The organism is Pseudomonas sp. LBUM1668, assembly GCF_059695715.1.
Genome location: NZ_CP166787.1, coordinates 3,023,268 through 3,048,347, shown reverse-complemented (window position 1 = coordinate 3,048,347; position 25,080 = coordinate 3,023,268). Strand labels below are relative to the sequence as shown.

The window sequence follows — 25,080 nt, the reverse complement described above, 5'->3', positions numbered from 1 at the left end:
CACATTCAGTATCGATGCCCGCTGAACCACCGCTTTCGCGAGCAGGCTCGCTCCCACAGGTTCAGTGGTGTGTGAGTCTTTGATATACGAGCCCTCTCCATGTCCGACTATTTGCTGCAAATGAACGGCATCGTCAAAACCTTCGGCGGTGTCAAAGCGCTCAACGGTATCGACATCAAGGTCAAACCGGGGGAATGCGTTGGCCTGTGCGGTGAGAATGGCGCCGGCAAGTCCACGCTGATGAAGATCCTTTCGGCGGTCTATCCCCATGGCACCTGGGACGGTGAAATCCTCTGGGACGGGCAACCGCTCACAGCGCAATCGATCAGCGAGACGGAAGCGGCCGGGATCGTCATCATTCACCAGGAACTGACGCTGGTGCCCGACCTGTCGGTGGCCGAAAACATTTTCATGGGCCATGAACTGACGCTGCCTGGCGGGCGGATGAATTACCCGGCGATGATTCACCGCGCCGAAGCTTTGATGCGCGAGCTGAAAGTCCCCGACATGAACGTAGCGCTGCCGGTATCGCAGTACGGCGGTGGCTATCAGCAACTGGTGGAAATCGCCAAAGCCCTGAACAAAAAGGCCCGCCTGCTGATCCTCGACGAACCTTCATCAGCTTTGAGCCGCTCGGAAATCGAGGTGTTGCTGGACATCATCCGCGACCTCAAAGCCAAGGGGGTTGCCTGCGTCTACATCTCGCACAAGCTCGATGAAGTGGCTGCCGTGTGCGACACCATCTCGGTGATCCGCGACGGCAAACACATCGCCACCACCGCCATGGCCGACATGGACATTCCACAGATCATTACGCAGATGGTCGGGCGGGAAATGAGCAACCTCTACCCCTGCGAACCGCACGACATTGGCGAGGTGATTTTCGAGGCCCGCCACATCACCTGCTACGACGTCGACAACCCCAAGCGCAAACGGGTCGACGATATTTCGTTCGTCCTCAAACGCGGCGAGATCCTCGGCATCGCCGGGCTGGTCGGCGCCGGCCGTACCGAACTGGTGACCGCGCTGTTCGGCGCCTACCCGGGTCGTCATGAGGGCGAAGTCTGGCTGGACGGTCACCCCATCGACACGCGTACACCGCTCAAATCGATTCGTGCCGGGCTCTGCCTGGTGCCGGAGGATCGCAAGCGCCAGGGCATCATTCCGGACCTGGGCGTCGGCCAGAACATCACCCTCGCCGTGCTGGACAACTACTCGAAACTCACCCGCATCGATGCGGAGGCCGAGCTGGGCAGCATCGATCATGAAATCGCCCGCCTGCACCTCAAGACCGCGAGCCCGTATCTGCCGATCACCAGCCTGTCGGGTGGCAATCAACAAAAAGCCGTCCTGGCGAAGATGCTACTCACCCAACCCCGAGTGCTGATTCTCGATGAGCCGACCCGAGGCGTGGACGTCGGTGCCAAATATGAAATCTACAAGTTGATGGGCGCGCTGGCGGCCGCAGGCGTGTCGATCATCATGGTGTCGTCGGAGCTGGCCGAAGTGCTCGGCGTTTCCGACCGCGTGCTGGTGATCGGCGAAGGTCAGTTGCGTGGCGACTTCATCAACCATGAACTCAGCCAGGAGCAGGTGCTCGCCGCCGCCCTCAGCCAGCCTGGCAGCCATAACAATAATGATCGGAAATCCGCGTAAATGAATCAGGTCAAACAACTGTTCACCCGCTACAAAATGCTCGCGCTGGTGTTTGCCGTGGTGTTGATCTGGCTGTTCTTCAGCTGGCAGACCGAAGGCGGATTCCTCACCCCGCGCAACCTCTCCAATCTGCTGCGGCAAATGTCCATTACCGGAATTCTCGCCTGCGGCATGGTGCTGGTGATCATCAGCGGCGAGATCGATTTGTCGGTCGGCTCATTGCTGGGCCTGCTCGGTGGCCTCGCCGCCATTCTTGATGTGATTTACCACGTCCCGCTGCTGGCGAATCTGAGCCTGGTCGCCCTCTGTGGACTTTTGATCGGTCTCGCCAACGGATACATGGCGGCTTACTTGCGCATACCGTCCTTCATTGTCGGTCTGGGGGGCATGCTGGCGTTCCGCGGGATTCTGCTGGGGATTACCGGCGGCACGACCATCGCGCCGGTGTCGCCGGAACTCGTCTACATCGGTCAGGGTTATTTGCCCCACGCAATCGGCACCGGCCTGGGCGTTCTGCTGTTTGCGCTGACGGTGTTCCTGACCTGGAAACAACGGCGCAATCGCGCCCTTCACGGCCTGGCGGCGCATTCCTTGCTGCGAGACGTCATACGCGTGTTGGTAATCGGCGCCGTGCTGGCCGGTTTCGTCCAGACGCTCAACAGTTACGACGGCATTCCCGTGCCGGTCTTGCTGCTGCTTGTTTTGCTGGGCGCGTTCAGCTACGTCACCAGCCAGACCGTGTTCGGTCGGCGCGTCTATGCCGTCGGCAGCAATATGGAAGCGACGCGCCTTTCCGGTATCAATGTGCAGGCCGTGAAGCTGTGGATTTTCGGGATCATGGGCGTCATGTGCGCCCTCGCCGGCGTGGTCAATACCGCGCGCCTGGCCGCCGGTTCACCTTCGGCCGGCAGCATGGGTGAACTCGACGCCATCGCCGCCTGCTTCATCGGCGGCACCTCCATGCGCGGCGGTTCGGGGACGGTCTACGGCGCCCTCCTCGGCGCGCTGGTCATCACCAGTCTGGACAACGGCATGTCCATGCTCGACGTCGACAGCTATTGGCAGATGATCGTCAAGGGCAGCATTCTGGTGTTGGCCGTGTGGGTGGATGTGAGTACGCGCACCGGACGCCGTTGAGGCTCGGTGAATGGGGTCACGGGCATCGTTTTGCTGACGTATCGCAAGTCAGTCGTCAAGGCTGAGGTCAAAGCCTGGGTGTGAGGCTTTGGTGCATTTGTGCAGTGCAAAACGATGACCTGTCGTTATCCCTCAGCCCTGAGTGGCCTGCGTCCAACTGTCGCAGCAAACAGCCATTGGAAAATTCCGCACAAGCCTTAGAATCCGCGCGCTCTTGCAGTCGCCAGATTTGGCGCCCGAGGCATACCTGACGGGCTGACCCCACCTCGGACTCAACCGCCCTGCCCGATCGGCGGGCACTTACACCACAACACCCCCCGGCTTGGCAATCGCATGCGCAGAGGCGCACGTTGCGCTGTTCGATTTCTAGAGGTTTTTATGTCTCCGCGTTTGCTGGCCATGGCGCTGGCGCCCCTGCTCGGGCTGTTCATTGTTGCGCTGGGCAACGGTTTTCTGTCTTCGCTGACCACCCTTCGCCTCGACGCTGCCGGTGCCTCAACCACGATGATCGGTATCGTCTCCTCGGCCTACTTCATAGGGTTGACGCTGGGCGCGGTGTTCAATGACCGCTTGATTCTGCGCATCGGCCATATCCGCGCCTACGGCAGCTTTGCCTCGCTGATCGCAGTGACCATCCTGCTGCAGGGTTTGTTCTATGACACCTGGGGCTGGTTCGCGCTGCGTCTGATCAATGGCTGGGCCACGGTCGGCGTGTTTCTGGTGATCGAGAGCTGGCTGTTGCTGGCGGGTGACGCGAAGATTCGCGGGCGCTTGCTCGCGTTGTACATGATCGTCTTGTACGGTGCCGGCGTGCTGGGCCAGGCAACGCTGGGGAAAATTACCGGATTGAGCGACAGCGCACCGTTTATGGTCGCTGGCATGCTCGCCTCGTTGTCGGTGTTGCCGATCGTGATCCTGCCGCGCGTGTCGCCATTGCTCGATCAGGTCGAGCCACTCAAACCTCGGCAATTGTTGGGCGTGACGCCGACCGGGTTGGTCGGTTGTTTTGGCTCGGGTATCACCATCGCAGCGATTTACACCTTGCTGCCGCTGTATCTGCAACGCAGCGGTCTGAATGTCGGTGAAGTCGGCAGCATGATGGCTTGGACGATCCTCGGTGCGATGCTTCTGCAATACCCGGTCGGGCGTTGGTCCGACCGCCAGGATCGTTTGCAGGTGCTGACGATTCTGACCGTGGCGTGCACCGTGTTATCGCTAGTGATCGTCCTGCTGCCGTTGTCCTCAAGCATGCTCGCGGTGATGTTGTTTCTGCTCGGTGGCGGCGTGTTTGCGCTGTACCCGGTTGCCGTCAGCCACGCCGCCGACCGCGCCCCCGCCGAAGCCTTGGTGCCGATGATTCAGGGCTTGCTGCTGATCAACTCACTGGGCTCGGCGATCAGCCCGATGATGATTTCGCCGGTGATGAATTCGTTCGGTGCCAATGGTTTGTTCTGGGTGTTTGCGCTGGTCAATCTGTGCATGGTCACCTTCTTCCTGTGGCGACGTGGCAAACGCCCGGTTCCGGCCAATCCAGCTCCGTTTGCAGCGGCAGCCACGTTCTCGCCGACAGGTGCGGAGCTGCGGGTGACCGAAGATCTGCGTCAGGCGGTGCAGGAGCATCCGCCGATGGTTGATGCGCTGAGCGGCGAGCCTTCGCCGCAATGTGAAGCACGCTAAACCTAATTTGCGTAATTGAATGAGCCCATAAGTGCCTTTTGCCTACACTCCTTGGCAATGATGTTTACCTCTTTGCCCAAGGAGTCACCTTATGTCCAAGTTCTACCCCAGTGTCGATCCCGAGGGGCTGGTCGAATACTCAGTGGTCTACACCGACCGCTCGCTGAACCACATGTCGCAGTCCTTTCAAGGGGTGATGAAGAACATTTCCAGAACCCTGAAACAGGTCTACAACGCCGAGGCTGTTGCGGTGGTTCCGGGCAGTGGCACATTCGGCATGGAGGCGGTGGCGCGGCAGTTCGCTACCGGCCAGCAATGTCTGGTGATCCGCAACGGCTGGTTCAGCTATCGCTGGAGCCAGATCCTTGAGATGGGCAACATCCCGGCCGCCACCACGGTACTCAAAGCCCGGCCAGTCGAAACCGGTCGCCAAGCGGGCTATGCCCCGCCACCGCTGGATGAAGTGCTGGCAGCCATTGCGGCGCAGAAGCCGCAGATAGTCTTCGCGCCCCATGTTGAAACTTCATCCGGGATCCTCCTGCCCGACGAGTACTTGCGGGCAGTCGGCGACGCCGTGCATGCGGTGGGCGGCCTGTTCGTGCTGGACTGCATCGCTTCCGGGACGATTTGGGTGGATATGCACAAATGCGCCGTCGACCTGCTGATCAGCGCACCGCAGAAAGGCTGGAGCGCCTCCCCTTGCTGCGCCCTGGTAATGCTCAGTGCTCGGGCTCTTGAGCGCATCGAACAGACGCAAAGCAGCAGCTTTGCCTGCGACCTGAAAAAGTGGCTGCAGATCATGCAAGCCTACGAACAGGGCGGACATGCCTACCATGCGACCATGCCCAGCGATGCCCTCGCGCGGTTCAACGACGTGATGAAAGAGACGCAAGCCTACGGTTTCGACAAAGTTCGCGACGAGCAACAGACGCTGGGTGACCGGGTACGCGCCCTGTTGACCGGCAAAGGCTTCAAAAGCGTGGCGGCTGCCGGCTTTCAGGCCCCTGGCGTTGTGGTGAGCTACACCGATGATGCCGACATCAAGAACGGCAAGAAATTTGCCCACCACGGCCTGCAGATCGCTGCCGGCGTGCCGTTGCAATGCGACGAACCGGCCGACTTCCAGACCTTTCGCATCGGGCTGTTTGGCCTCGAGAAGCTGCACAATATCGAGCGTACGATCAGTACGCTTGAGCAGGCATTGGATGAAGTGATGGTTGGCTAAGACCTGTTCGTGCCCGCAGGGCACGAAGTTATCGCATGCCAATATTTCTGGTGGCGGTGATGCTTTATCGCTTCCATCGCTGCGTACGGTCTATGTCCCGTGCGCAATGAACAGGTTGTACGATGTCCTATCACGAGGTATTACTATGTCTCCCACAAAAAAAATAAAACCACGGAGATTGCTACATGGACTCATCCCTGTCCGCCAAGCCCGAAAGCCTTGCCCCAGCGAAGGGCAACACCCGCCGTAGCTTTCTGAAAAAGTCCCTCGCTGTTTCCGTCACACTCGCCACCGTCGGCAGTACCGCACTAACCCGACTTTCCGAGGCCGCCGAACCCTTGAGTCAGCGCTACCCGGATCCGCTGATTCACATCCTCGACGACAGCTTCCTCGAGCTACGTGTGTTCAACGCCAGTGTTGAAAAACTTGCCACCGGTATGCGCTGGGCCGAAGGACCGGTGTGGGTCGGTGATGGCCGCTATTTGTTGGTCAGCGACATCCCCAATAATCGCATCATGCGCTGGGATGAAATCACCGACACTTTCACCGTGTACCGCGAACACTCCAACTTTTCCAACGGCATGTGTCGGGATCGCCAAGGGCGTCTGATTGTCTGCGAAGGCTCCACTACGACCAGCGAAGGCCGCCGCGTCACGCGCACCGAATCCAATGGCACGATCACCGTGCTGGCCGACAGCTTCGACGGCAAGCCTTTCAATTCGCCCAACGACATCGTCTGTAAAAGTGACGGATCGATCTGGTTCACTGACCCGCCCTTCCAGACCAGCAACAACTACGAAGGCCACAAAGTCACCCCGAGCCAACCCCACGCCGTGTACCGCATCGACGGCGAGAGCAAAAAAGTCACGCGAGTCATCGACGATCTCAACGGGCCCAACGGCCTGTGCTTTTCTCCCGATGAAAAAACCCTGTACGTCGTCGAAGGTCGCGCCAAGCCCAATCGTCTGGTCTGGGCAATTGCCGTGAAGGACGACGGCACACTCGGCGAACGCCGCAAGCGCATTGAAGGGCTGGAATATGCCGCGATCGACGGCATCAAATGCGACGAAGCGGGCAACCTGTGGTGCGGCTGGGGCGGCAATGGTGATCCCAAGGCCGACCTGGAAAAACTCGACGGCGTGCGGGTTTTCAATCCTCAGGGCAAGGCCATCGGGCACATTTCGCTGCCAGAGCGCTGCCCGAATCTGTGCTTCGGGGGACGCGAAGGGAATCGGCTGTTCATGGCCAGCAGTCACTCGATCTATTCGCTTTTTGTGAATACTCGAGGGACTACGTTTGCGTTGTAAAAGCCAGGTTCGTTTTGCGACAGTTTCGTGAGTAGCGAAACGATTGACTGCCGCGCATCCGAGGATGCGCGGCATTCAAGCCTGTTTACTGTCCCCGCCTCGCTGGACATTGTGAGCGCAACGTCGCAGGTGCCCAACAGCAGTTTACGACCAGAACCCTTTATGCGGTTCAGCCGCCTCGCCCTCCAGCATCGGCCCCAATACACTGACCTTGCGCTGCCCCTTGGCGAACACCTCGCGGCACGGCAGCGAGAACGTCGGATTCTCTGGATGGTCCCCCGTCAACCCCAGCAGCGCATGCTCCGACAAGGCATAAACCACCCGCCCGATCCCCGTCCAATACACGGCGCCTGCGCACATGCAGCAAGGTTCGGCGCTGGTGTACAGCGTGCACAGCTCCAGCTCTTGCGGCGACAGCAGCTTGGCCGCTGCAGCCGCTGCAACCAGTTCGGCATGTTGGGTCGGATCACCTTCCGGCGGCATCGAGTTGTTGCCTGCCTCGACAATCACCTTGCCGTTGCGGTCGGCTACCAATGCCGCGAACGGATGGCGACCGCGCTGTTTCGATGCCTCGGACAAGGCAATGGTCTGGCGCAGCAATGTCAGGTCAAGATCGCTGACACCGGCCGGGATGAGCTGGGTAAATTGATTCATGGGTAACTCCTGGGCAGTGGAAAACACACAGTCAGTCGGCCAGTTCAGCCGACGTAGCGCCGATGGTTTCGGTCGATTTTTTTTCGTTGTTGAGCAATAGATTGAGGACGATGGCGGTGATCGCACCGAGGAAAATCCCGCTGTCGAGCACCAGTTTCAGCGTTGGGCCGACGTGTTCGAACAGCGCCGGAAAGGACATCGGCAGCACGCCGACACTCACCGACACGGCGACGATGATGCCGTTGCGCGTCCCCTCGAATTGCACCCGCGACAGTTCCTGAATCCCCGCCACCGTGGTCATGCCGAACATCACGATCGCGCAGCCACCGAGCACTGGCGTCGGCACCGCCGCGATCAACGCGCCGAGTTTCGGGAACAAGCCCATCAGCACCATGATTGCCCCGGCAGCAGCGACGACGAAGCGGCTTTTAACGTTCGAAAGCGCAATCAAACCGGTGTTCTGGGTGAACGCGTTGTAAGGAAAACTGTTGAACAAGCCGCCGAGCATGGTCGACAAACCGTCGGCGCGAAACGCGTTGCCAAGGGTCTGTTGCGTGGTCGGTTTGCCGGTCAACTTGCCGATTGCCAGGCAGTTGCCGGTGGTTTCGGCCATGATCACCAGCATCGCCAGGGTCATGATCAGAATCGGTACCGGCGAGAACTCCGGTGCGCCGAATGCCATCGGCGCACTCAGCTCAAACCACGCCGCTTCGCTGACCCGGCTGAAGTGAGTCATGCCGCAAGCCGCTGCGATCAGACTGCCGACGAACAAGCCGATCAGCACGCTGAGGTTGCCGATAAAACCCCTGAATTTGGCATAGATGACCAGCGTCACACTGACCGTGGCCAAGCCCAGCAACAAGTTGGCGGGATTGCCAAAATCCGCCGAATCGGGATTACCGCCGCCCAACCAGATCGCAGCAGCAGGCATCAGCGAGATGCCGATAATGGTGATCAGGCTGCCAATCACCACCGGCGGAAAAAAGCGCAGCAAACGGCTGAACACCGGCGCCAGCGCAATGGTGATAAAGCCCGCCGCGATCACCGCACCGAAAATCTGACTGAGGCCGAACTCCTTGCCGATCATGATCATTGGCGCCAGCGCAATAAACGAGCAGCCCTGAATCAGCGGCAGACGCGCGCCGAATTTCCAGAAACCGAGGGTTTGAATCAATGTCGCCACGCCAGAGGTCAACAGGTTGGCGTTGATCAACAACACCACCTGCGCCGAAGTCAGGCCCATCGCACTGCCAAGAATCAGCGGCACCGCGACTGCTCCCGCGTACATCACCAAAACATGCTGCAAGCCAAACGTGAACAACTGTCGCAGCGGCAAAACCTCGTCCACCGGATGAATGCGTTGTGTGGTCATTTCACACGCTCCTGAAGGTGCAGCATCTATTGAGATCGCGGGCATGCTTAGGGGAGTTTGAAGGAACATCGCCCCGGAGATCGTTTGACGCGGGGTCATATTTGAACGTTTATTACGATGAAACAAATTGGCAACCATCGCTTTTTTCGATGGCACTTACACGGCACAATCAGGCATTCGCCAGACGCTGATAACCCTCACGTTCGACCCGGGAGTCCACCGCTTGCGCTTCTCACTCGATCAACTGTTGATGTTCGTCTAAGTGGTCAAAAGCGGATCGTTTTCCGCCGCCGGGCGCAAACTGGGCAAGACCCAATCGACCATCAGCGCGGCGATTGCCAACCTCGAAACCGACCTCGGCGTCGACCTGTTCGACCGCAGCAACCGCAGCCCTTCCCTCACCGCCAGTGGCCACAAATTGCTGCTGCAGGCCGAAGCCGTGCTCGAACGCTGCATGACCTTTGAAGCCCACGCCGACTGCCTGTCGGACGACGTCGAACCCAGCCTGACGCTCGCGATTGAAACGCCGTACGGCCCGATCATGTCCGTACTCAAAGCTTTCGAAGAAGCGTTCCCCTTCGTCGATCTGATCATCCGCCATCCGGTGTACGGCGATGTCAGCGAGCTCGTCAGCAGCGGCGAAGCCATACTCGGCGTGGCGTTTTCACAGCCCGACTACCCCCCTGAGCTGGCGTTCCAGCAACTGGGCAAACTGATCATGCTGCACGTCTGCCATCCCGATCACCCGCTGGCGCAGCTCGACAACGTCAGCTTCGAGGATCTGCACGTCCATCGACGGCTGGCGTTCAGCGCCCACGCGAGCAAACTGCCCAGCAGCGAATACCTGCGCTCGACGCAGCTGTGGCAGGCGGAAAGCTATCTGGCTTTACTGGAAATGGTGCGCGCCGGCCTCGGTTGGGCCACCCTGCCCCGTCAACTCATCCAGCGCGAACTGGCCAGAGGGGAGTTGGTAGAACTTCAACTCTCGGCCTACCCGCACACCGACTGGCAAATAGGCGTGGACCTTTTGTGGGCTCGCCAGCGGCCCTTGGGCAAGGCTGAACGCTGGCTGAAAGAGAAACTGCAGGAAAACAAAGTTTTTGAGCTGGATCGAAATGGACAGATCACCACGCTGTGACGACGCTGAAAATGGCGCTCAATTGAGAGATTGATCAGTCATCGGTCACACCTTCCAAGCACTCCATAGATCTCAGATACCACCTGCATCGTCGCCTCTTCGATTGTTCCTTCATTGCGGCATAGAACCCAACCGTGATCGGCTACCGCTTGCTCGAACAATTCGGTACACAAAACGTGCTCTGCATATTTCTGAATCACAGTGCCGCCCAGTCCTCGCGATCGTGTCGCGGCCCTCGCCCATGAAATATCCGGGTCGGTAACGACGCCGACATGCAGGTCCGGCACTCGTACGTCTCGATCCATGTTCAACTGGAGAATGTCGGCAAACGGGACTGTTTGCCGAAACGCGGCGTCAGACGGATACCAGCGATCAATCAGGATGATGCTGTCTGGCGGTTGTTCAGTGAGCACATGCCGGGAAATCCAGCTGCGGCTTTCAGCAAAGGCTCCGCACACAACCCACTCCAGATCCCTGGAGGGATTTCGGGCGAGATTGTTGACCAGGGCCATGGTTTCTGCCCTGTAGGGATCCCGTTTTCTCTCGCAAAGCCGGACAACTTTGTTGTTGTCGGCCCTCAGCACTTTCGCGACGGCCTCCAACAGTGTGGTTTTACCGGTGGCCTTGGGCCCATCCAGAGAGACGAACAGCTGACGATTCATTGTTCACATAATGTTGGATTTAGAGTTTATGGCTCTGCACGTTCGCTGGCAGCGTTTCCTCACCTCACGCGTCACCAGGGTCGTAGCTGTTGACGTTCGGCACTTGCAAATGCAGGCGGCCGAGCAAATCAACCAGCGTGTCGATCTCTGCTGCCGAGAGCCCGCTTAACAGGCGAGACTCACGTTCGAGTGCCACTTTCAGCACGCGGTCGTGCAGTTCTTTGCCGCTGGCCGTCAACCGGACAGTCGAACGCCGGGCATCTGCCGGATCAGGCCGACTGGTGATTCGCCCGGCCGCCTCCAGCGTCTGCAATGAGCGACTGACAGCACTCTTGTCGAGCCCGATGGCCTGACAGATGCGGTTGGCGGAGATATCGGATTCAACAGCCAGCATTGAAAGCATCCGCCATTCAACCACGCCAATTCCGAAATGTTTGCGATAGCACTGGGAGGCCCCAGTGGCGAGTTTGTTCGCCAGGAACGTCACCAGGCCAGGCACATAACGCGACAGGTTGAGTTGTGTTTCGGTAGGCATAAAGAAAACACCGAAGGTCAAAGATCTCTAATATTAGTTGACACCGCAACCAAATCGGATAAGGATTTACTCAGCCAAGCGATGCGTGCAATGCCCGCATACTACGCCGTAGCACCACCTCAAAAAAATAATTATCAGGTCTTGCTCATGAATCCTTGTCCGTTGCGCCCTTCCCTGACGAATGCAACTTCTGCCCTTCCCTGCGCCTTTTCTCCTGGCTGATTTGTAGCCCGCACGCGCGCTTTTTCACCCTTGTTTTTTCAGCAGCCACTTCAGTGTGGAGGGAGAAGTCATGTTTGAAGTCAACGTCACCCGCAAAGAGATCGAAGCTGAAGGTATTTGCAGCTTCGAGCTCTGTGCCAACGACGGCAGCCCGCTGCCGCCTTTCGAGGCAGGTGCGCACATCGACGTTCACATTGCCGGCGGCCTCACGCGCCAGTACTCGCTATGCAATGACCCCACGGAGCGCCATCGCTATTTGATCAGCGTTCTCAAGGATCCGGCCTCGCGTGGCGGCTCCCGCGCCATGCATGAGCGGGTCAGCCAAGGCCAGACACTGACCATCAGTGCGCCACGCAACCTGTTTTCACTCGCACCCGCAGCCAAGCGGCACCTTTTGTTTGGCGGCGGTATTGGCATCACGCCGATGCTGGCAATGGCACATGAGCTTCACCGTCAGGGCGCGGATTTCGAATTGCATTACTGCTTTAGATCCACAGAGCGCGCTGCCTTCATTCAATGGTTCGGGCAAGCGCCATTCGCCAGCCGCGTGTACTTGCACGACGACAGCGGCTCGCCTGAACAGAAACTTGATGCCGCCGCCCTGTTAGCGATGCCGGACTGTGCGAGCCACCTTTACGTATGCGGCCCGTCAGGGTTCATGAGTTTCATTCTGGACACTGCAAAAGCAGCCAACTGGCCCGAAGACCGTGTGCACCGAGAGTTTTTCGCCGCCGCACCAGTCGATCAAAGCGCTGATACGCCCTTTGAAGTGCAGATAGCCAGCAGCGGGCAGATATTTCACATCCCCGCCGACCGGACTGTTTTCGAGGTACTCGATGAGGCCGGTATTGAAATTGAAACCTCCTGCGAGCAAGGCGTCTGCGGCACCTGTGTCACGCGTCTGCTCGATGGCATTGGTGATCATCGTGACCAGTTTTTGACTGCCGCAGAACATGCCGCCAATGACCGTTTCACCCCGTGCTGCTCACGTGCCAAATCGCCCCGCCTGGTATTGGACCTTTGACCTGAACCGAGCATTGCCCGCTCGCCGGAGAACACCATGACGACTGCCGCCCTGCCCCTTGCCCACGAGATTGCGCCGCCCACCCTATCGAGTTTCCCACTCGATCAATGGTACGTCGCCGCGCTCGGTTGGGAGCTGAAGGATCAACCCATTGGCCGCACGCTGCTGAACAAACCCGTGGTGCTGTTTCGCACCGCCGATAACCAGGTCGCCGCACTGGAAGACCGCTGCTGCCACCGGGCCCTCCCGTTGTCCAATGGCACCCTGGAAGAACGTGGCTTGCGCTGCGGCTATCACGGCCTGTTGTTCAACGAGGGCGGCAAGTGCATCGAAATTCCCGGCCAGGACAAGATTCCGAGCAAGGCGAAAGTGCCCGCCTACCACGTTCGCGAGCAGGACCAGATCATCTGGATCTGGTTCGGTAGCGCCGAGCATCCTGAGCCGACATTCGCGCCGCCCACCTACGACGTCCATAGCAGTGGCAAATACCTGTTCGACGGTGATGTCTATCACTACGACGCGCCCTATCAGCTCATCCACGACAACCTCATGGACCTCAGCCATTTGGGCTACGTCCATTTACGCACCATCGGCGGCAACGCCAGCATTCATATGAACGCGCAGATGAACGTGGACGGTGACGACTCGATGGTCCGCGTGGTTCGGCACATGCCCAACTCCGTGCCACCGCCGACCTATACCGCCGCTTACCCGTTCCAGGGCAACGTTGATCGCTGGCAGGAAATCGAATTTCACATCAATCACCTGCGCATCTGGACCGGAGCGGTAGACGCAGGCACCGACAATCTGAACGACCCCGACCGGGCCGGCTTCCATATGCGCGGTTTTCACGGCGTGACACCAGAAACCGAAAGCTCAAGTCATTACTTCTGGACCATAGCCACCAACCCTGAAAATGATCCGCAGGCGGTCATGGCCAAAGTGCTCGAGCAGACCATGTTGACCTTCGACGAAGACAAGGTGGTAATCGAAGCCCAGTACCAGAACATGTGCCGCTTCGGCACACGCCCGATGATCGATATTCATGTCGATGTGGGCGCCAACCGTGCTCGTAGAATCATCGAGCGACTGCGCAACGGCCCCGTTCAAGGCTGACGATGCATCACCCAGCCGCCGCCAAAAGCCCGTGGCGGCTGGGTGGTTGCGCCGTATCAGCGCGGCGCGAAGACCACACCGACCTGCGCGGCATACTTCAGCCAGGCGGCTTTGAGCCGTTCGACGGTTTGCGGTTGGGCACCCGCTAGGTCATGGGTTTCACCGCGATCCTGTGCGACATCAAACAATTGCCATTGTGGCGGCTGCGCGTGGTCGCCGAATCCCGCCTGCGGGCGCATGCCCAACAACTTGAGGTTGCCCTCGCGATAGTAGGCGTTGCCGAACAACTCTGCGGCCAGAATGCCATCGCCGTGGGGGCTGCCTTTGCCCGTCAGCATGGGCAGGATAGATTTGCCGGTGATCGGGTGCTTGCCCGCCTCGCTCGGCAAGCTGATGCCCGCCAACTCGAGAAAGGTCGGCGCCAGGTCATCCACCCGTGCCACGCCCCGTTCCACGCCCTGACGACGCAGTGTCCTGGGCAGTTGAACAATCGCCGGAACGCTGATTCCGCCTTCGGCAGTGGTGCCCTTGAACAGGTGAAACGGTGCTGCGCTGACTTCGGCCCAACGCATGCCATAGTCGATCTGCGAACTTGGTTGGCCGAGGTTTGCCAAGCGGTTGTCGGTGTTTGCGCCGGGGGGATAGAACTGCGCATGGTTTTCAGCGGCCGCGCCGTTGTCAGACATGAACACGATCAGCGTGTTGTCGTACTGGCCGCTCTCGCGCAGATACTCGATCAGGCGGCCAATGTTGTGGTCGAGGTTGTCGACCATCGCCGCGTAGATCTCCATTTTTCGCGCTTCAAACTGTTGCTGCTCAGCCGTTAGCTGGTCCCAGCCCGGCAGTTTTGGATTGACCGGCAAGGGGTGCGCCGGTTGCGCGTCCTTTGCCAGCAAACCGAGCGTCTTCATCCTCTCGATCCGCGTCTGGCGCACGTTGTCGTAGCCCTGATCGAAGCGGCCGCGGTATTTATCCAGGTACTCCTTGGGCGCCTGCAACGGCCAATGCGGTGAGGTATAGGCTGCGTAGGCGAAAAAAGGCTTGCCTTGGCTTTTGGTGTTTTGCAGATAACCAATCAGCTTATCGGTGTAGAAATCGCTGGAATAAAAACTCTCGGGCACCTGCACCGCCCGGCCGTTTTCCCGGTAATGCACTTGCTCCAGTTTGCTCGGTTCAACGCTAGAAGGCTTGAAGTGCGACGCGCCGCCCTCCAACAAAGTGAACGACTGCTCGAATCCGCGCTGATCGGGGCCCTGATCAGCCTCCAGACCCAAGTGCCATTTACCGACCATGAGCGTTTGGTAACCGCCATTCTTGAGCAGCTCGGCCACCGAGTAGACACGTTGATTCAGATACCCCTCATACCCCGGTTTGCCGCGTTGAAACGGCTGCAGCGCTTCGGCCATGGTGCCAAGCCCGGCGAGGTGATTATCGGTGCCGGACATCAGCATCGAACGGGTGATCGAACAGGTCGGCGCGGCGTACATGCTGGTGAACTGCAAGCCCTCGCGCGCCAGTGAATCGAGGGTGGGCGTGTTGATTTCACCGCCAAAACTGCCGAGGTCGGAATAACCCAGATCGTCGGCGACGATCAGCAGGATGTTCGGTGGCGTCGACTCCGCAGTGGCAGCCATCGCCAGGCTGCTCCCCAGCGTCAGCGCGCCTAGCAGCAGGCTTAAAGGCATTCGCAGAAAAGGCATGGTTTCTCTCTTGTTGTTTAATCAAAATGCCACGGGCAGCAGCGGCAACTCACTCCTCGAAGATCGCCACCGCGCGCACGAATCCGGCCGATGCGTGTTTGATTTTGTAGGGGAAGCACGACACCACGAAGCCATTGGCCGGCAAGGTTTCCAGATTGGCCAGTTTTTCCATTTGCCCGTAGCCGATATCACGCCCGGCCTTGTGCCCTTCCCAGATGATCGAGGCGTCGCCGCTGGCGGCGAATCGCTCGCGGGTGTACTTGAACGGCGCGTCCCAACTCCAGGCGTCGGTTCCGACTACCCGCACACCGCGCTCCAGCAGATACATCGTGGCTTCACGGCCGATCCCGACGCCGGCATCCAGATAGCCGGGCTGACCGAACAATGCGCCGGCGCGGGTATTGATCAACACGATATCCAGCGGCTGCAACACATGGTCGATACGGGCCAGCTCCGCTTCGATCTCTTGCGCGGTCACCACATGGCCGTCGGGCATGTGCCGAAAATCCAGTTTGACCCCCGGTTGCAGGCACCAGTCCAGCGGTAATTCATCAATGCCGAATGCCGGTTGGCCGCCATCGGTGGTCGACGCGTAATGCCACGGCGCGTCCATGTGCGTGCCGCTGTGGGTGGTGATTTGCAGACGCTCGGCGGCCCATGACTCTTTACCCGGCATCTGGTCCAGTTGCAGACCGGGAAACATCGCGGCCATTTCTGGCCAGCCCTGCTGGTGATCCATGTAATCGATCTTCGGCAGCAACGGCGGCGGATCGGTGTAAGGGTTATTGTCGAGGGTGACCGAGAGGTCGACCAGGCGACGTTTAGGCTTGGCTGGCTGCATGCAGGGAATCTCCGGTAATCGATAAATGCCGAGGGGCGGCGGGGTTCAGTGAGTTGCGAATCAACGTGGCGGCGTTGCCGTCATGGCTGAAACCGGCGGCACGCGCCTGTGGGGTTTTCAACGGTGGCAGACGCCCGAACAGCGCTTCCAACTGACTGTCGGGCACGTAAGTGATCAGGTTGCGACGTTCCTGCCCGTAGCTCGCCGCCAAGGCATCGACCACTTGGGCAATCGACAGATGCAGTACCGGCAATTGCCACACCCGTTGCGATTCGAGTTCGTGGTGATCCAGCTCAGCGGCGTGCATCAGGTTGTTCACGCAGCAGCGCACCGACATCCACCAAGCAGTGGCCTCGGCGGAAACCGGGCAAAGATAGGACTCGCCTTCGGCAAAGGCGCGCAGCAAGTCACTCATGAACGCCGAGCGTAATCCGTTGGGTTCGCGCGGGCGGGCAACGATGCCGGGCAGGCGCAGTGCGCGACCGTCCACTTCCCCGCGCCGGGCCAGGTCGACAATGACACTCTCGACCATGGCCTTGTGCGTACCGTAAGAAAGCTCCGGATGCAGCGGTGCCTGCTCATTCATACGCACAGGCAATTCGCCGCCGTAGACCGCGACACTGCTGGCGTACACCAGCACCGGCGGCTGGGTTTTGTTGCGTAACTGGTCGAGCAATTCGAGGCTCGCCAAGAGGTTGACCTGGTAGCCCTGCGTGTAATGTTCTTCCGCCGCGCCACCAGCAATGCTCGCCAGGTGAAAAACCACATCAATGCCATCGGCGAGCACTCGGCGCATTAACGCGGCGTCGGTAATATTGCCGCGATGACGGCGCAATCGCGGATCGTCCGGCAGGCCTTGCAAGTCAGTGTCCAGCACCAGCATCGAAACAATGATCCGTCCACGCACGCTGCCCTTCGCCAGCAGACAGCGCACCAGTTCGCGCCCGACGAAGCCGTTGGCCCCGGTAATCAACACACGCATGTGCCGCTCCTTAGCCTTGGGCCTTGACGACGCATTGCTCAATCGCGCCGAACACTGACTGACCGTCAGCCCCCAGGACGTTCATGTGCACGCGATCACCGAAGCGCATGAAAGCGGTTTGCGGGGCGCCGTGCTCGATCATCTCGATGGCGCGGCGTTCGGCAATGCAGGCCGAACCGACACTGCGCTCGGCATTGGAAACCGTACCGGAGCCGATCAACGTGCCGGCACCCAACCGGCGAGTCAGCGCGGCATGGGCGATCAACTGGCCAAAACCGAAGGTCATCTGCCCACCGTGTGGATGACCGAACCACTCGCCATTCCAGCTCACCTGCAACGGCAGATGCACACGCCCGTCGCGCCAGGCATCGCCCAGTTCGTCCGGGGTGATTGCCACCGGGGCGAAGCTCGACGACGGTTTGGCCTGCAAAAAGCCGAAGCCGGTTTTCATCTCCCGAGGGGCCAGCGCGCGCAGGCTGACGTCGTTGATCTGCAGGATCAGCTTGATGTGCCCAATGGCCTGCTCCGCGCTGCAACCCAGCGGCACGTCGTCCACCAGCACGACGAACTCGCCTTCAAAGTCGATGCCCTGGCTTTCACTGGGCAGCGCAATGTTGTCGTGGGCGCCGAGGAAATCATCGCCGGCGCCCTGATACATCAACGGCGTGTGTTCGACGCCTTCAATGGGGTCAAGGTTGAAAGCCTTTTGCATCAGCGCGCCATGGCTGAGGAATGCCGAGCCGTCGCACCATTGGTAGGCGCGTGGCAACGGTGCCATGGCCTGAGTCGGGTCGAAGGCAAACGCGTCAGGCGCATCGCCCGCGTTCAACCGGGTGGCCAGCGCCTGCAAGCGCGGTTCGGCATCAGGCCAGTCTTCTATAGCCTGTTGCAGGGTGTACGCCACCGAACCGGCATCCAGTGCCCATTGCAGATCCCGCGAGACGATGACCAGTTGTCCATCACGATGGCCGTTTTTCAGCGTGGCGAGTTTCATGATGATGCTCCTTGCACAGAATTCAGTTCAGCGGCAAAGCGCCCGTCGAGCAGGATGAACACCATGCGCGCCATCGCTTCGGTACGGTTGCTCCAGGCATGGTTGGTGCCGCGTTGCACCACCACGTCGCCGCGCTTGAGGTGCACGTCTTCCTCGTCCAGCACCAGCCAGACCTCACCTTCGGTGACGATGCCGTAGTCGAGGGTTTCCGTGCGGTGCATCAGTTTGTGTTTGCCTGCGCCCTGCCCCGTGCCGGCATGCGACTCGCCGATTTCGGCAAATACCGCCGCGGCGTTTTCATCGCTGACCTGGTTCTGCACGCTGTCGGGCGGGATGTCGACCACGCGAATCACGCTGCCTTGCGCCGCGGGACTGAGTCGCAACGGCTGGGCGCTCGGATCACTCGCATTGTCGAGCGGTGCGGGGCTGGCGCCGGTGTTCCACAATTCGTAAAACACCGTGCCGGGCACCGCCAGCAGCGGGAACACGTTAGGCGTCGGCCCGCAGCTGGCGACAATGGCCCGGCCTTGGGCGTTGTGGCCGGTGACCACTCTTTTGAACTCGGGAAGGGTCTGCATTTAAAGTTCTCGTTCAGTTGTCAGCGGCGCTCGGGGCAACAATCCGCCGAGTCTGGGGATGGCGAGGCAAAACAGCGCCACCAGCAATTGCAGGCCACCCACAATGGCCAAGGCATGCGGCAGCGCCGAGCTGACGCCATGCGTGATGCCGAGTACGACCAAAGGACTGATGAATTCGCCGGCAAAAATCGCCGCGGTGAAACACCCCGCCGCGCGCCCGCGTTGATGAAAGTCGACCTGCGCCATGATCCAGGTGATCAGCGTCGGCAACATCAAGCCGATGCCCAGGCCGTTGATCGTCACCGCGACCACCACCTGCATGTGGCTGCCGGCATTGGCCATCAACAAGCCGCCGACGCCCGCCAGCGCATAGGCGATCAACAACATGTGCTGCGCACGCATGCCACTGAACAGGCGGAAGCTCAGCGCCCCGGCCAGCACACCCAATTGGTTGGCGCCCATGGTCATGCCGATGTCCTGCGGCGCATCGACGTGCAGCAGATTGAGCAGATACCCGGCCTGTACCGGCACGATAAACAGGCTCAGGCCGGCCAACAGTGCCAAGGCATACATCGGGGTCAGCGCGCGCCATGGGAATTTGTCGACCAGCGCGCTGTGCAGTGGATGCTCGGCCCGGGTGTGCGATTGCGGCTCCCAGAGTTTCCACGCCATCAGCGGCAGGAAGACCAGCCCGACGGCGTACAACGCGAACGGCGTGCGCCAGTCGTCCTGCCCGAGAAAACCGCCCAGCGCGATAAACACCGCTGCGGACAGCGACGTGGCGACCATCTGCAAGGCAAACAAACGCTCGCGTCGGGCGCCGCTGTAGTAATCGCCCATCAGCGTGGTGCAGCAGGTCATGATGCCCGCCTCGGCCAGACCGATGCCGGCGCGGCTGAGGACGATGGCCGGCAGCGATTCGAGCCACAGCGGCAGTACACCGCAGAGCACGTAAAGCCCCATGCTGGCGAGCAACAACGGTTTTCGCCCGAGGCGGTCGGCGATCATTCCGGCAAATGGCGCCAACAGGGCAATCATTAACGCCGGCAACGTCAGCACGATCGGCACCAGTACTGCGCTGTTCGCAACGTCGGCAAAGTGCGCTTGCATGCGCGGTAGCACCGGCGCCAGCAGCACCGCGCCAAGTACCGGCAGGCAGCTGCCCAGCAGCAACAACAGCGATTGCGCCAGCCCGGCTGTTCTGCCGGCGTTCACGGCTGAGGTTTCAACGCGCATGGCAACGCTCCTGGGTGTGCAGATGTTCGGGATTGCCCGCAACCGCGGTGGCTGGTTTCGTCACGCTCAACACACCGGCTCGCACAACCGCATCGGTAGACGAGCGGCGTACAGGCAGGAGGAAATGCGCCAGCGCCGGCAGCAGTACCAGGGCGCCAACCATGTTCCAGACGAACATGAACGCCAGCAGCACGCCCATGTCGGCCTGGAATTTGATCGGCGAGAACATCCACGTCGCTACGCCAATCGCCAGGGTGATACCGGTCAGCATCACCACTTTGCCGGTGGACACCAGCGCCAGGTAATAGGCTTCGGACAAACTCGCGCCGCGGCGAAGATGGCCGAGCAAAATGCTCATCACGTACAAGGCATAGTCGACGCCGATGCCCACACCCAGAGCGATCACCGGCAGCGTGGCGACCTTCACGCCAATGTTCAGCCAGACCATCAGCACTTCGCAGAGAATCGAGGTGAGCATCAGCGGAATCACCGCGCAGACCGTGGCACGCCATGAGCGGAAGGTGATCAGACACAACACGATCACCGCGCCATACACCCAGAACAGCATCTCGCGGTTAGCCTGCTTGACGACGATATTGGTCGCCGCCTCGATACCGGCATTCCCTGCCGCCAGCAAGAATTGCACCTCATCGGTGTTATTGGCGGCGGCGAACGTTTCCACGTGCTCGACCAGGCGCGTCAGGGTTTCGGCCTTGTGGTCGGTGAGGTAGGCATACAGCGTCAACAGGCTGCAATCTTCGTTGTACAAGCCGCGAGGTGCGCTGGCGGTGATCATGTTGAGCATCGCCTGATTGTTCTGCAGCTCGTACCACTTGGCGCTGCCTTCGCTGAGCCCGACCAGCATGCGGCGGTTAAGCAAGGCCAGCGAGTTGGTCGAATCCACCCCCGGCAGCGCACGCAGTTGCCAGTCCAGCGCATCGACCTTGGCAAGAACGTCGTAACGCGCACAACCGCCGGCCGGGGTTTTCACCATGACTGCAAACAGGTCACTGCTGGCGCCGTAATGCCGGGTGAGAAAAGCGTCGTCCTGGTTGTAGCGCGAGTCTGCACGCAACTCCGGGGCGCCGGCATTGAGGTCGCCGATCTTCAGTTGCAGGCTGACGACAAAACCGGCTGCTGCCAGGGCGATACTGATGGCGATGCACAGACTCGCCCAACGGCGTTGGGTGAACAGGTCCAGGAAGCGCCAAAAGGCATGACGGCGCAGACCGGCCTGCTCGGTTTGTTCGCTCTTGAGGCTCAACTGTGCGGCACGCGGTGATACGCCGACGTACGACAGCAAAACCGGCAGCAGAATCAGGTTGGTGAAGATCAGCACCGCGACGCCGATACTCGCGATCACGGCCAGATCCTGAATAACCTGGATCTTGATCAGCATCAGCACAGCGAACCCCACCGCATCGCAGAGCAGCGCCGTCAGCCCCGCCAGAAACAGGCGGCGGAAGGTGAAGCGCGCGGCCACCACGCGATGCATGCCGCGACCGATGTCCTGCATGATGCCGTTCATTTTCTGCGCGCCGTGACTCATGCCAATGGCAAACACCAGAAACGGCACCAGCACCGAGTACGGATCCAGTTGGTAGTTGAGCAACGGCAACAAACCGAGCTGCCAGACCACCGCCACCAATGAACAGAACACCACCAGCAAAGTGCTGCGCAGGCAACGGGTGTACCAGAACAGCACGGCAGTGGTGATCAGGATGGCTACGGCGAAAAACAACAGGATCTGTTTCAGTCCGTCGATCAGGTCGCCGACTTTCTTCGCGAAGCCGGTGATATGAATCTCGATCCCGTCTTTTTGGTAGGTGTTGCGCAGATTCTCCAGTTGCTCGGACAGCGTCGAATAGTTGAGTGCCTTTCCGTCGGCGGTGTTGGCCAGCAGCGGCACGTAAATGATGCTCGACGTCTGGTCCAGCGCCACCAACTGGCCGAGCTCATTGGACCTTTGAACATTGCGGCGCAACGCTTCCAGATTGGCCGCAGTGCCGCTGTAGTCATCGGGGATGACCGGGCCGCCGTCGAGGCCCTCTTCGGTCACGGCTACCCAACGGGTGGCGGGCGTCCACAGGGACTTCATGTAGGCGCGATCGACACCGGGCAACAGATAGAGTTGGTCGCTCAATGCCTGCAGGGTCTTCAGATACTCGGCGTCGTAGATATCGCCCTTGCGGTTCGCCACGACGATCCGCAAGGCATTACCCAGCCCGGTGAGTTGCTTCTGGTGTTCAAGGTAATTGGCGATGTAGGGATGCTGGGTAGGGATCATCTTTTCAAAACTGGCGTTGAGCTCGATCCGCGTCGCTTGAAAACCCAGCACCAGGGTGGTCAGCACACACACCAGCAGCACCCAGACGCGGTGATTGAACAGCGTGCGTTCCACCACCGAGCCTGAGCGTGGGTCGAAACTCGCCAGGCTGGCCGTGGCGTTGTCGAATGACTTCATAACCTCACTCCGAAGCAGTTACGGTGGGTGGCGATACACGCGTCACACCGGTAAAACCCGCCATGACCAGGCTGCCGTCGGCGGCCTCGATCAGGCTGGAAACGGGCCTGCCCAACGGTTTGCCGTAGGGCTTGAGCAGCGCGCCAGGTTGGCGATCGGTGCGAAACAGCGCGCCGCCCTGATTGACCAGCAGCAACTGACCGTCACTGCTGCGAATCGCATCGCTGAAGGAGATCGGCAGCGCCACGGGCGCGGGTTGGAAGCTGTCGCCAAAGTCGTGGGAGACAAACGCGTTGCCTTTCAGGCCAGCCACCAGCAGCGTGCCGTCGGCGTCGGTTTGCAGGGTAAAAAAACTGCCTGAATAACGGCTGTCGACTGGCTTGAAGCTGTGGCCGTTGTCCTCGGATCGCGCCAGATAGCCCTGCTCCCCGGCGATAAACCAGCGCTCACCCTGATGCGCGATGGAGTAGAGATGTGCGCCAGCCGGATTGTCGATCTGGCCGATCAGCGACTGCCAACTGCGCCCACCGTCGCGGGTTTCGAATGCCAGGCCATAGGCGCCGACGATCAGGCCGTGCCGGGCGTCGACAAAGTCCAGCGCGAGGAAGGGTTTGTCCGCGCCCTCGTCCACCATGCGTTCAGCTGTTTGCACCCGTGTCGCGGCGACATCCGTGTCTACGGCTGAAGGCAATTGTTCCTGGGCCGCCTTCAATTCGAGCTGCGCGGCGCGCTTGCCATCGAGTTGCAGCGCCCAGTGTTCGCCGCCGTCTTTGGACATCAGCACAACACCGGCGTGGCCGACCGCCCAACCCAGGCTGGCATCGACAAATTGCACCGCTGTCAGGCTCACCGACACCGGTACCTCGGCCTGTCGCCAGCTCGTACCGTTGTCGTCGGAAAGCACTACGACGCCGCGCTCGCCGACTGCCACCAGTCGCGCGCCGGCCCGAGCCAGATCCAGCAGAACGGCGTGCTGCGCTTGCGGTACTCGCATGGCCGCAGTGCTCAGGGTATCGCCCACAGCGCCAGCCTGCGCCAGGCTCGCAGGCCCGACCCAGGACAATGCGAACAGGCACACCAGCCTTGAGAAAGTGTTCATATGCGACCTCGAAAATCCTGTGAAACCGGGTCACGTCTTGCGCAGCGTGACCCGGTCCGATTCAGCGAACCCCGGCACCCGCCATCGCCGCCGGCGAAAACTCCGAGGCCTTATAGCGATCCACCACGCCGTACTGCTCAGGCTGGCCGGTGTAAACGTTCTGGATAAACCAGGCGCCGGAGGTCAGGTCGTAGAAGCCCGAAGACAATTGCGCCTGGGCAGGCAAGTCCGGCAGCACCGCTGGCAGCGACCACAGGGTTTTGGCCAACTGGCCGTTGGCGTCCCAGCGGTCGCCGAGCATGGCTTGCCAGGTGTCTTCATCGAGGTAGTAACGGCCCTTCGGTAGCTGATGACGCTTGCCCGGTGCCAGATCGGCTTCCACCACCCACACCCGGTGCAATTCCCAACGCACGACATCGGGGTTCATGTGATGCGCGAGAAACAGGTCCTCGGGTTTGCCAGCGGCCTGCACCTTGTTGGTGTTGTAAGGGATGTACATCTCCTGCTTGCCGATCAGCTTCCAGTCAAAACGGTCGATTCGACCCTGAAATACACTCAGTTCATCGAACGACATGACCCCGGCAGTCGCCGGTGTCGGTGTATCGCAGCAGGCGTTGGGTAACTTGCGCACGCGGCGCTGCCCTGTCAGGTAGACGTGGGCCTGAGACTTGTCGCCATTGATGTTGGTACGGCCCATGATCTGCTCGCCGGCACGCAGCGGCGGACCGACGTTGAGCAGGCGGAACAGCCAGTAATCGCCGGCGAAGGATTCAGGCGTACCGTCCTGGTAGTAATAAGGCATTTCCTGGATGGCCTGGCCGTCAGTCGTCATCACCTGTTTGCCGTCGGCGGTCATCAGGTAATGGCGAAAGTGCATGGACAACGACGTACCGCGCCAGTTGAGAATGTGGTTCCACATGGCTTCAGCGCCATTTTTCGGAATCGGAAACGGGATGCCGCCGTAGGCACCTTCCGGCACCGGGCCGGCGCTGCTGTCGACCAGTTTGGCGCGAGTGGCGTTTTTCAGCGTGTTGTCATAAACCCACTGCGGCGCTGCGGCCGTGCGGCGGGTCGGGTACACATCAATGCGATAGGTGTCGGGGAAACGCTTGAACATTTCCTTGGTGCCGTCGGTCAGCTTGCCGGCGTATTGCGCGAGGTTTTTCGAGGTGATGCTGAACAACGGTTTGTCCGCTGCGAACGGATCGCTGCGTTTGCCACCCTCCTTGAAGGCTGGGTCGACCTTGGTGTAGCCACCGTCCCAGGCCGGAATCGAACCGTCGGCATTGCCTGCGCGCTCAGCGCCCATCGGCGTCAGCGACTTGTTCAGCTTCGCCGCTTCGTCAGCCGTGGCCGCCGTTGCGCCCTGGCTCAACACCGCCAGGCTGCCGAGCAGCGCGAAGCACAAGGCTTTGAGTGTGAATGCGGCATTTTTGTTGTTATGGGTCATGCGCAAGTCCT

General features: G+C 60.3%; 22 protein-coding genes. 9 read left to right on the top strand and 13 right to left on the bottom strand.

Annotated features, from left to right (window positions below):
* Positions 1 to 99: 99 nt before the first annotated feature.
* The 5 genes from xylG (at position 100) to ACA061_RS13680 (ending at position 7,002) form a co-directional block, all read left to right on the top strand.
* The gene (xylG, locus tag ACA061_RS13700; protein WP_497299392.1) at positions 100 to 1,656 is read left to right on the top strand and encodes a D-xylose ABC transporter ATP-binding protein; all 1,557 of its coding nucleotides are present in this window, start codon (positions 100 to 102) and stop codon (positions 1,654 to 1,656) included.
* On the top strand, positions 1,657 to 2,793 hold the full coding sequence (locus ACA061_RS13695) for a sugar ABC transporter permease (RefSeq protein WP_210554791.1): 1,137 nt from the start codon (positions 1,657 to 1,659) through the stop codon (positions 2,791 to 2,793). It begins immediately after the preceding gene.
* Positions 2,794 to 3,171: 378 nt separating this feature from the next.
* Positions 3,172 to 4,470 carry an MFS transporter gene (locus ACA061_RS13690; RefSeq protein ID WP_210554790.1) on the top strand — a complete coding sequence of 433 codons (1,299 nt, stop codon included), beginning with the start codon at positions 3,172 to 3,174 and terminating at the stop codon, positions 4,468 to 4,470.
* Between the two features lie 91 nt (positions 4,471 to 4,561).
* Positions 4,562 to 5,695, top strand: coding sequence for a pyridoxal-phosphate-dependent aminotransferase family protein (locus tag ACA061_RS13685; protein ID WP_497299391.1), 1,134 nt, complete (start codon positions 4,562 to 4,564; stop codon positions 5,693 to 5,695).
* Positions 5,696 to 5,880: 185 nt separating this feature from the next.
* Positions 5,881 to 7,002, top strand: coding sequence for an SMP-30/gluconolactonase/LRE family protein (locus ACA061_RS13680; protein WP_497299390.1), 1,122 nt, complete (start codon positions 5,881 to 5,883; stop codon positions 7,000 to 7,002).
* A gap of 144 nt (positions 7,003 to 7,146) precedes the next feature.
* On the opposite strand, the gene ACA061_RS13675 is transcribed toward ACA061_RS13680, so the two are convergent.
* Both ACA061_RS13675 and ACA061_RS13670 read right to left on the bottom strand, forming a co-directional pair.
* Positions 7,147 to 7,656 (bottom strand): nucleoside deaminase, encoded by a 510-nt coding sequence (locus ACA061_RS13675; protein WP_150596364.1) that lies wholly within the window; start codon positions 7,654 to 7,656, stop codon positions 7,147 to 7,149.
* Between the two features lie 31 nt (positions 7,657 to 7,687).
* Positions 7,688 to 9,028 (bottom strand): nucleobase:cation symporter-2 family protein, encoded by a 1,341-nt coding sequence (locus tag ACA061_RS13670; protein WP_150615617.1) that lies wholly within the window; start codon positions 9,026 to 9,028, stop codon positions 7,688 to 7,690.
* Between the two features lie 127 nt (positions 9,029 to 9,155).
* On the opposite strand from ACA061_RS13670, the gene ACA061_RS13665 reads away from it, so the two are divergent.
* Positions 9,156 to 9,290 carry a hypothetical protein gene (locus tag ACA061_RS13665; RefSeq protein ID WP_497299389.1) on the top strand — a complete coding sequence of 45 codons (135 nt, stop codon included), beginning with the start codon at positions 9,156 to 9,158 and terminating at the stop codon, positions 9,288 to 9,290.
* Positions 9,291 to 10,166 (top strand): LysR family transcriptional regulator, encoded by an 876-nt coding sequence (locus ACA061_RS13660; protein WP_497299388.1) that lies wholly within the window; start codon positions 9,291 to 9,293, stop codon positions 10,164 to 10,166. It begins immediately after the preceding gene.
* Between the two features lie 38 nt (positions 10,167 to 10,204).
* On the opposite strand, the gene ACA061_RS13655 is transcribed toward ACA061_RS13660, so the two are convergent.
* Positions 10,205 to 10,828, bottom strand: coding sequence for a dTMP kinase (locus ACA061_RS13655; RefSeq protein ID WP_497299387.1), 624 nt, complete (start codon positions 10,826 to 10,828; stop codon positions 10,205 to 10,207).
* A 64-nt stretch (positions 10,829 to 10,892) separates the two neighbouring features.
* A complete protein-coding gene (locus tag ACA061_RS13650; protein WP_210554786.1) occupies positions 10,893 to 11,363 on the bottom strand; it encodes a MarR family winged helix-turn-helix transcriptional regulator in 471 nt (156 codons plus the stop codon).
* Between the two features lie 292 nt (positions 11,364 to 11,655).
* On the opposite strand from ACA061_RS13650, the gene ACA061_RS13645 reads away from it, so the two are divergent.
* Together ACA061_RS13645 and ACA061_RS13640 are read left to right on the top strand one after the other, a co-directional pair.
* On the top strand, positions 11,656 to 12,609 hold the full coding sequence (locus ACA061_RS13645) for a PDR/VanB family oxidoreductase (protein ID WP_497299386.1): 954 nt from the start codon (positions 11,656 to 11,658) through the stop codon (positions 12,607 to 12,609).
* A 36-nt stretch (positions 12,610 to 12,645) separates the two neighbouring features.
* Entirely contained in the window at positions 12,646 to 13,725 is a 1,080-nt protein-coding gene (locus tag ACA061_RS13640; protein ID WP_497299385.1) for a Rieske 2Fe-2S domain-containing protein, read from the top strand.
* Positions 13,726 to 13,781: 56 nt separating this feature from the next.
* On the opposite strand, the gene ACA061_RS13635 is transcribed toward ACA061_RS13640, so the two are convergent.
* The 9 genes from ACA061_RS13635 to ACA061_RS13595 form a co-directional block, all read right to left on the bottom strand.
* Complete coding sequence (locus tag ACA061_RS13635; RefSeq protein WP_497299384.1) at positions 13,782 to 15,425, bottom strand: arylsulfatase; 1,644 nt, start codon at positions 15,423 to 15,425, stop codon at positions 13,782 to 13,784.
* Between the two features lie 49 nt (positions 15,426 to 15,474).
* Entirely contained in the window at positions 15,475 to 16,266 is a 792-nt protein-coding gene (locus ACA061_RS13630) for a cyclase family protein (RefSeq protein ID WP_497299383.1), read from the bottom strand.
* Positions 16,247 to 17,248, bottom strand: a complete 1,002-nt coding sequence (locus ACA061_RS13625) for an NAD-dependent epimerase/dehydratase family protein (protein WP_497299382.1) — start codon at positions 17,246 to 17,248, stop codon at positions 16,247 to 16,249. Before ACA061_RS13625 ends, ACA061_RS13630 begins: the two co-directional genes overlap by 20 nt.
* Positions 17,249 to 17,258: 10 nt before the next feature.
* Positions 17,259 to 18,242, bottom strand: coding sequence for a fumarylacetoacetate hydrolase family protein (locus ACA061_RS13620; RefSeq protein WP_210700035.1), 984 nt, complete (start codon positions 18,240 to 18,242; stop codon positions 17,259 to 17,261).
* Complete coding sequence (locus tag ACA061_RS13615; protein ID WP_497299381.1) at positions 18,239 to 18,820, bottom strand: cupin domain-containing protein; 582 nt, start codon at positions 18,818 to 18,820, stop codon at positions 18,239 to 18,241. The genes ACA061_RS13620 and ACA061_RS13615 overlap by 4 nt, the downstream gene beginning before the upstream one ends.
* A complete protein-coding gene (locus tag ACA061_RS13610; protein WP_497299380.1) occupies positions 18,821 to 20,056 on the bottom strand; it encodes an MFS transporter in 1,236 nt (411 codons plus the stop codon). It abuts the gene before it with no gap.
* Positions 20,046 to 22,520, bottom strand: coding sequence for an efflux RND transporter permease subunit (locus tag ACA061_RS13605; RefSeq protein ID WP_497299379.1), 2,475 nt, complete (start codon positions 22,518 to 22,520; stop codon positions 20,046 to 20,048). The genes ACA061_RS13610 and ACA061_RS13605 overlap by 11 nt, the downstream gene beginning before the upstream one ends.
* Positions 22,521 to 22,524: 4 nt before the next feature.
* Positions 22,525 to 23,619 carry a WD40/YVTN/BNR-like repeat-containing protein gene (locus tag ACA061_RS13600; protein ID WP_497299378.1) on the bottom strand — a complete coding sequence of 365 codons (1,095 nt, stop codon included), beginning with the start codon at positions 23,617 to 23,619 and terminating at the stop codon, positions 22,525 to 22,527.
* A gap of 61 nt (positions 23,620 to 23,680) precedes the next feature.
* The gene (locus tag ACA061_RS13595; RefSeq protein WP_497299377.1) at positions 23,681 to 25,069 is read right to left on the bottom strand and encodes a DUF1329 domain-containing protein; all 1,389 of its coding nucleotides are present in this window, start codon (positions 25,067 to 25,069) and stop codon (positions 23,681 to 23,683) included.
* Between the last annotated feature and the right edge of the window lie 11 nt (positions 25,070 to 25,080).

What these genes read in the sequence shown, in the direction of transcription:
- xylG (WP_497299392.1), top strand. Translation starts at nt 100, where the DNA reads ATGTCCGACTATTTGCTGCAAATGAACGGCATCGTCAAAACCTTCGGC.
- ACA061_RS13695 (WP_210554791.1), top strand. Translation starts at nt 1,657, where the DNA reads ATGAATCAGGTCAAACAACTGTTCACCCGCTACAAAATGCTCGCGCTG.
- ACA061_RS13690 (WP_210554790.1), top strand. Translation starts at nt 3,172, where the DNA reads ATGTCTCCGCGTTTGCTGGCCATGGCGCTGGCGCCCCTGCTCGGGCTG.
- ACA061_RS13685 (WP_497299391.1), top strand. Translation starts at nt 4,562, where the DNA reads ATGTCCAAGTTCTACCCCAGTGTCGATCCCGAGGGGCTGGTCGAATAC.
- ACA061_RS13680 (WP_497299390.1), top strand. Translation starts at nt 5,881, where the DNA reads ATGGACTCATCCCTGTCCGCCAAGCCCGAAAGCCTTGCCCCAGCGAAG.
- ACA061_RS13675 (WP_150596364.1), bottom strand. Translation starts at nt 7,656, where the DNA reads ATGAATCAATTTACCCAGCTCATCCCGGCCGGTGTCAGCGATCTTGAC.
- ACA061_RS13670 (WP_150615617.1), bottom strand. Translation starts at nt 9,028, where the DNA reads ATGACCACACAACGCATTCATCCGGTGGACGAGGTTTTGCCGCTGCGA.
- ACA061_RS13655 (WP_497299387.1), bottom strand. Translation starts at nt 10,828, where the DNA reads ATGAATCGTCAGCTGTTCGTCTCTCTGGATGGGCCCAAGGCCACCGGT.
- ACA061_RS13650 (WP_210554786.1), bottom strand. Translation starts at nt 11,363, where the DNA reads ATGCCTACCGAAACACAACTCAACCTGTCGCGTTATGTGCCTGGCCTG.
- ACA061_RS13645 (WP_497299386.1), top strand. Translation starts at nt 11,656, where the DNA reads ATGTTTGAAGTCAACGTCACCCGCAAAGAGATCGAAGCTGAAGGTATT.
- ACA061_RS13640 (WP_497299385.1), top strand. Translation starts at nt 12,646, where the DNA reads ATGACGACTGCCGCCCTGCCCCTTGCCCACGAGATTGCGCCGCCCACC.
- ACA061_RS13635 (WP_497299384.1), bottom strand. Translation starts at nt 15,425, where the DNA reads ATGCCTTTTCTGCGAATGCCTTTAAGCCTGCTGCTAGGCGCGCTGACG.
- ACA061_RS13630 (WP_497299383.1), bottom strand. Translation starts at nt 16,266, where the DNA reads ATGCAGCCAGCCAAGCCTAAACGTCGCCTGGTCGACCTCTCGGTCACC.
- ACA061_RS13625 (WP_497299382.1), bottom strand. Translation starts at nt 17,248, where the DNA reads ATGCGTGTGTTGATTACCGGGGCCAACGGCTTCGTCGGGCGCGAACTG.
- ACA061_RS13620 (WP_210700035.1), bottom strand. Translation starts at nt 18,242, where the DNA reads ATGAAACTCGCCACGCTGAAAAACGGCCATCGTGATGGACAACTGGTC.
- ACA061_RS13615 (WP_497299381.1), bottom strand. Translation starts at nt 18,820, where the DNA reads ATGCAGACCCTTCCCGAGTTCAAAAGAGTGGTCACCGGCCACAACGCC.
- ACA061_RS13610 (WP_497299380.1), bottom strand. Translation starts at nt 20,056, where the DNA reads ATGCGCGTTGAAACCTCAGCCGTGAACGCCGGCAGAACAGCCGGGCTG.
- ACA061_RS13605 (WP_497299379.1), bottom strand. Translation starts at nt 22,520, where the DNA reads ATGAAGTCATTCGACAACGCCACGGCCAGCCTGGCGAGTTTCGACCCA.
- ACA061_RS13600 (WP_497299378.1), bottom strand. Translation starts at nt 23,619, where the DNA reads ATGAACACTTTCTCAAGGCTGGTGTGCCTGTTCGCATTGTCCTGGGTC.
- ACA061_RS13595 (WP_497299377.1), bottom strand. Translation starts at nt 25,069, where the DNA reads ATGACCCATAACAACAAAAATGCCGCATTCACACTCAAAGCCTTGTGC.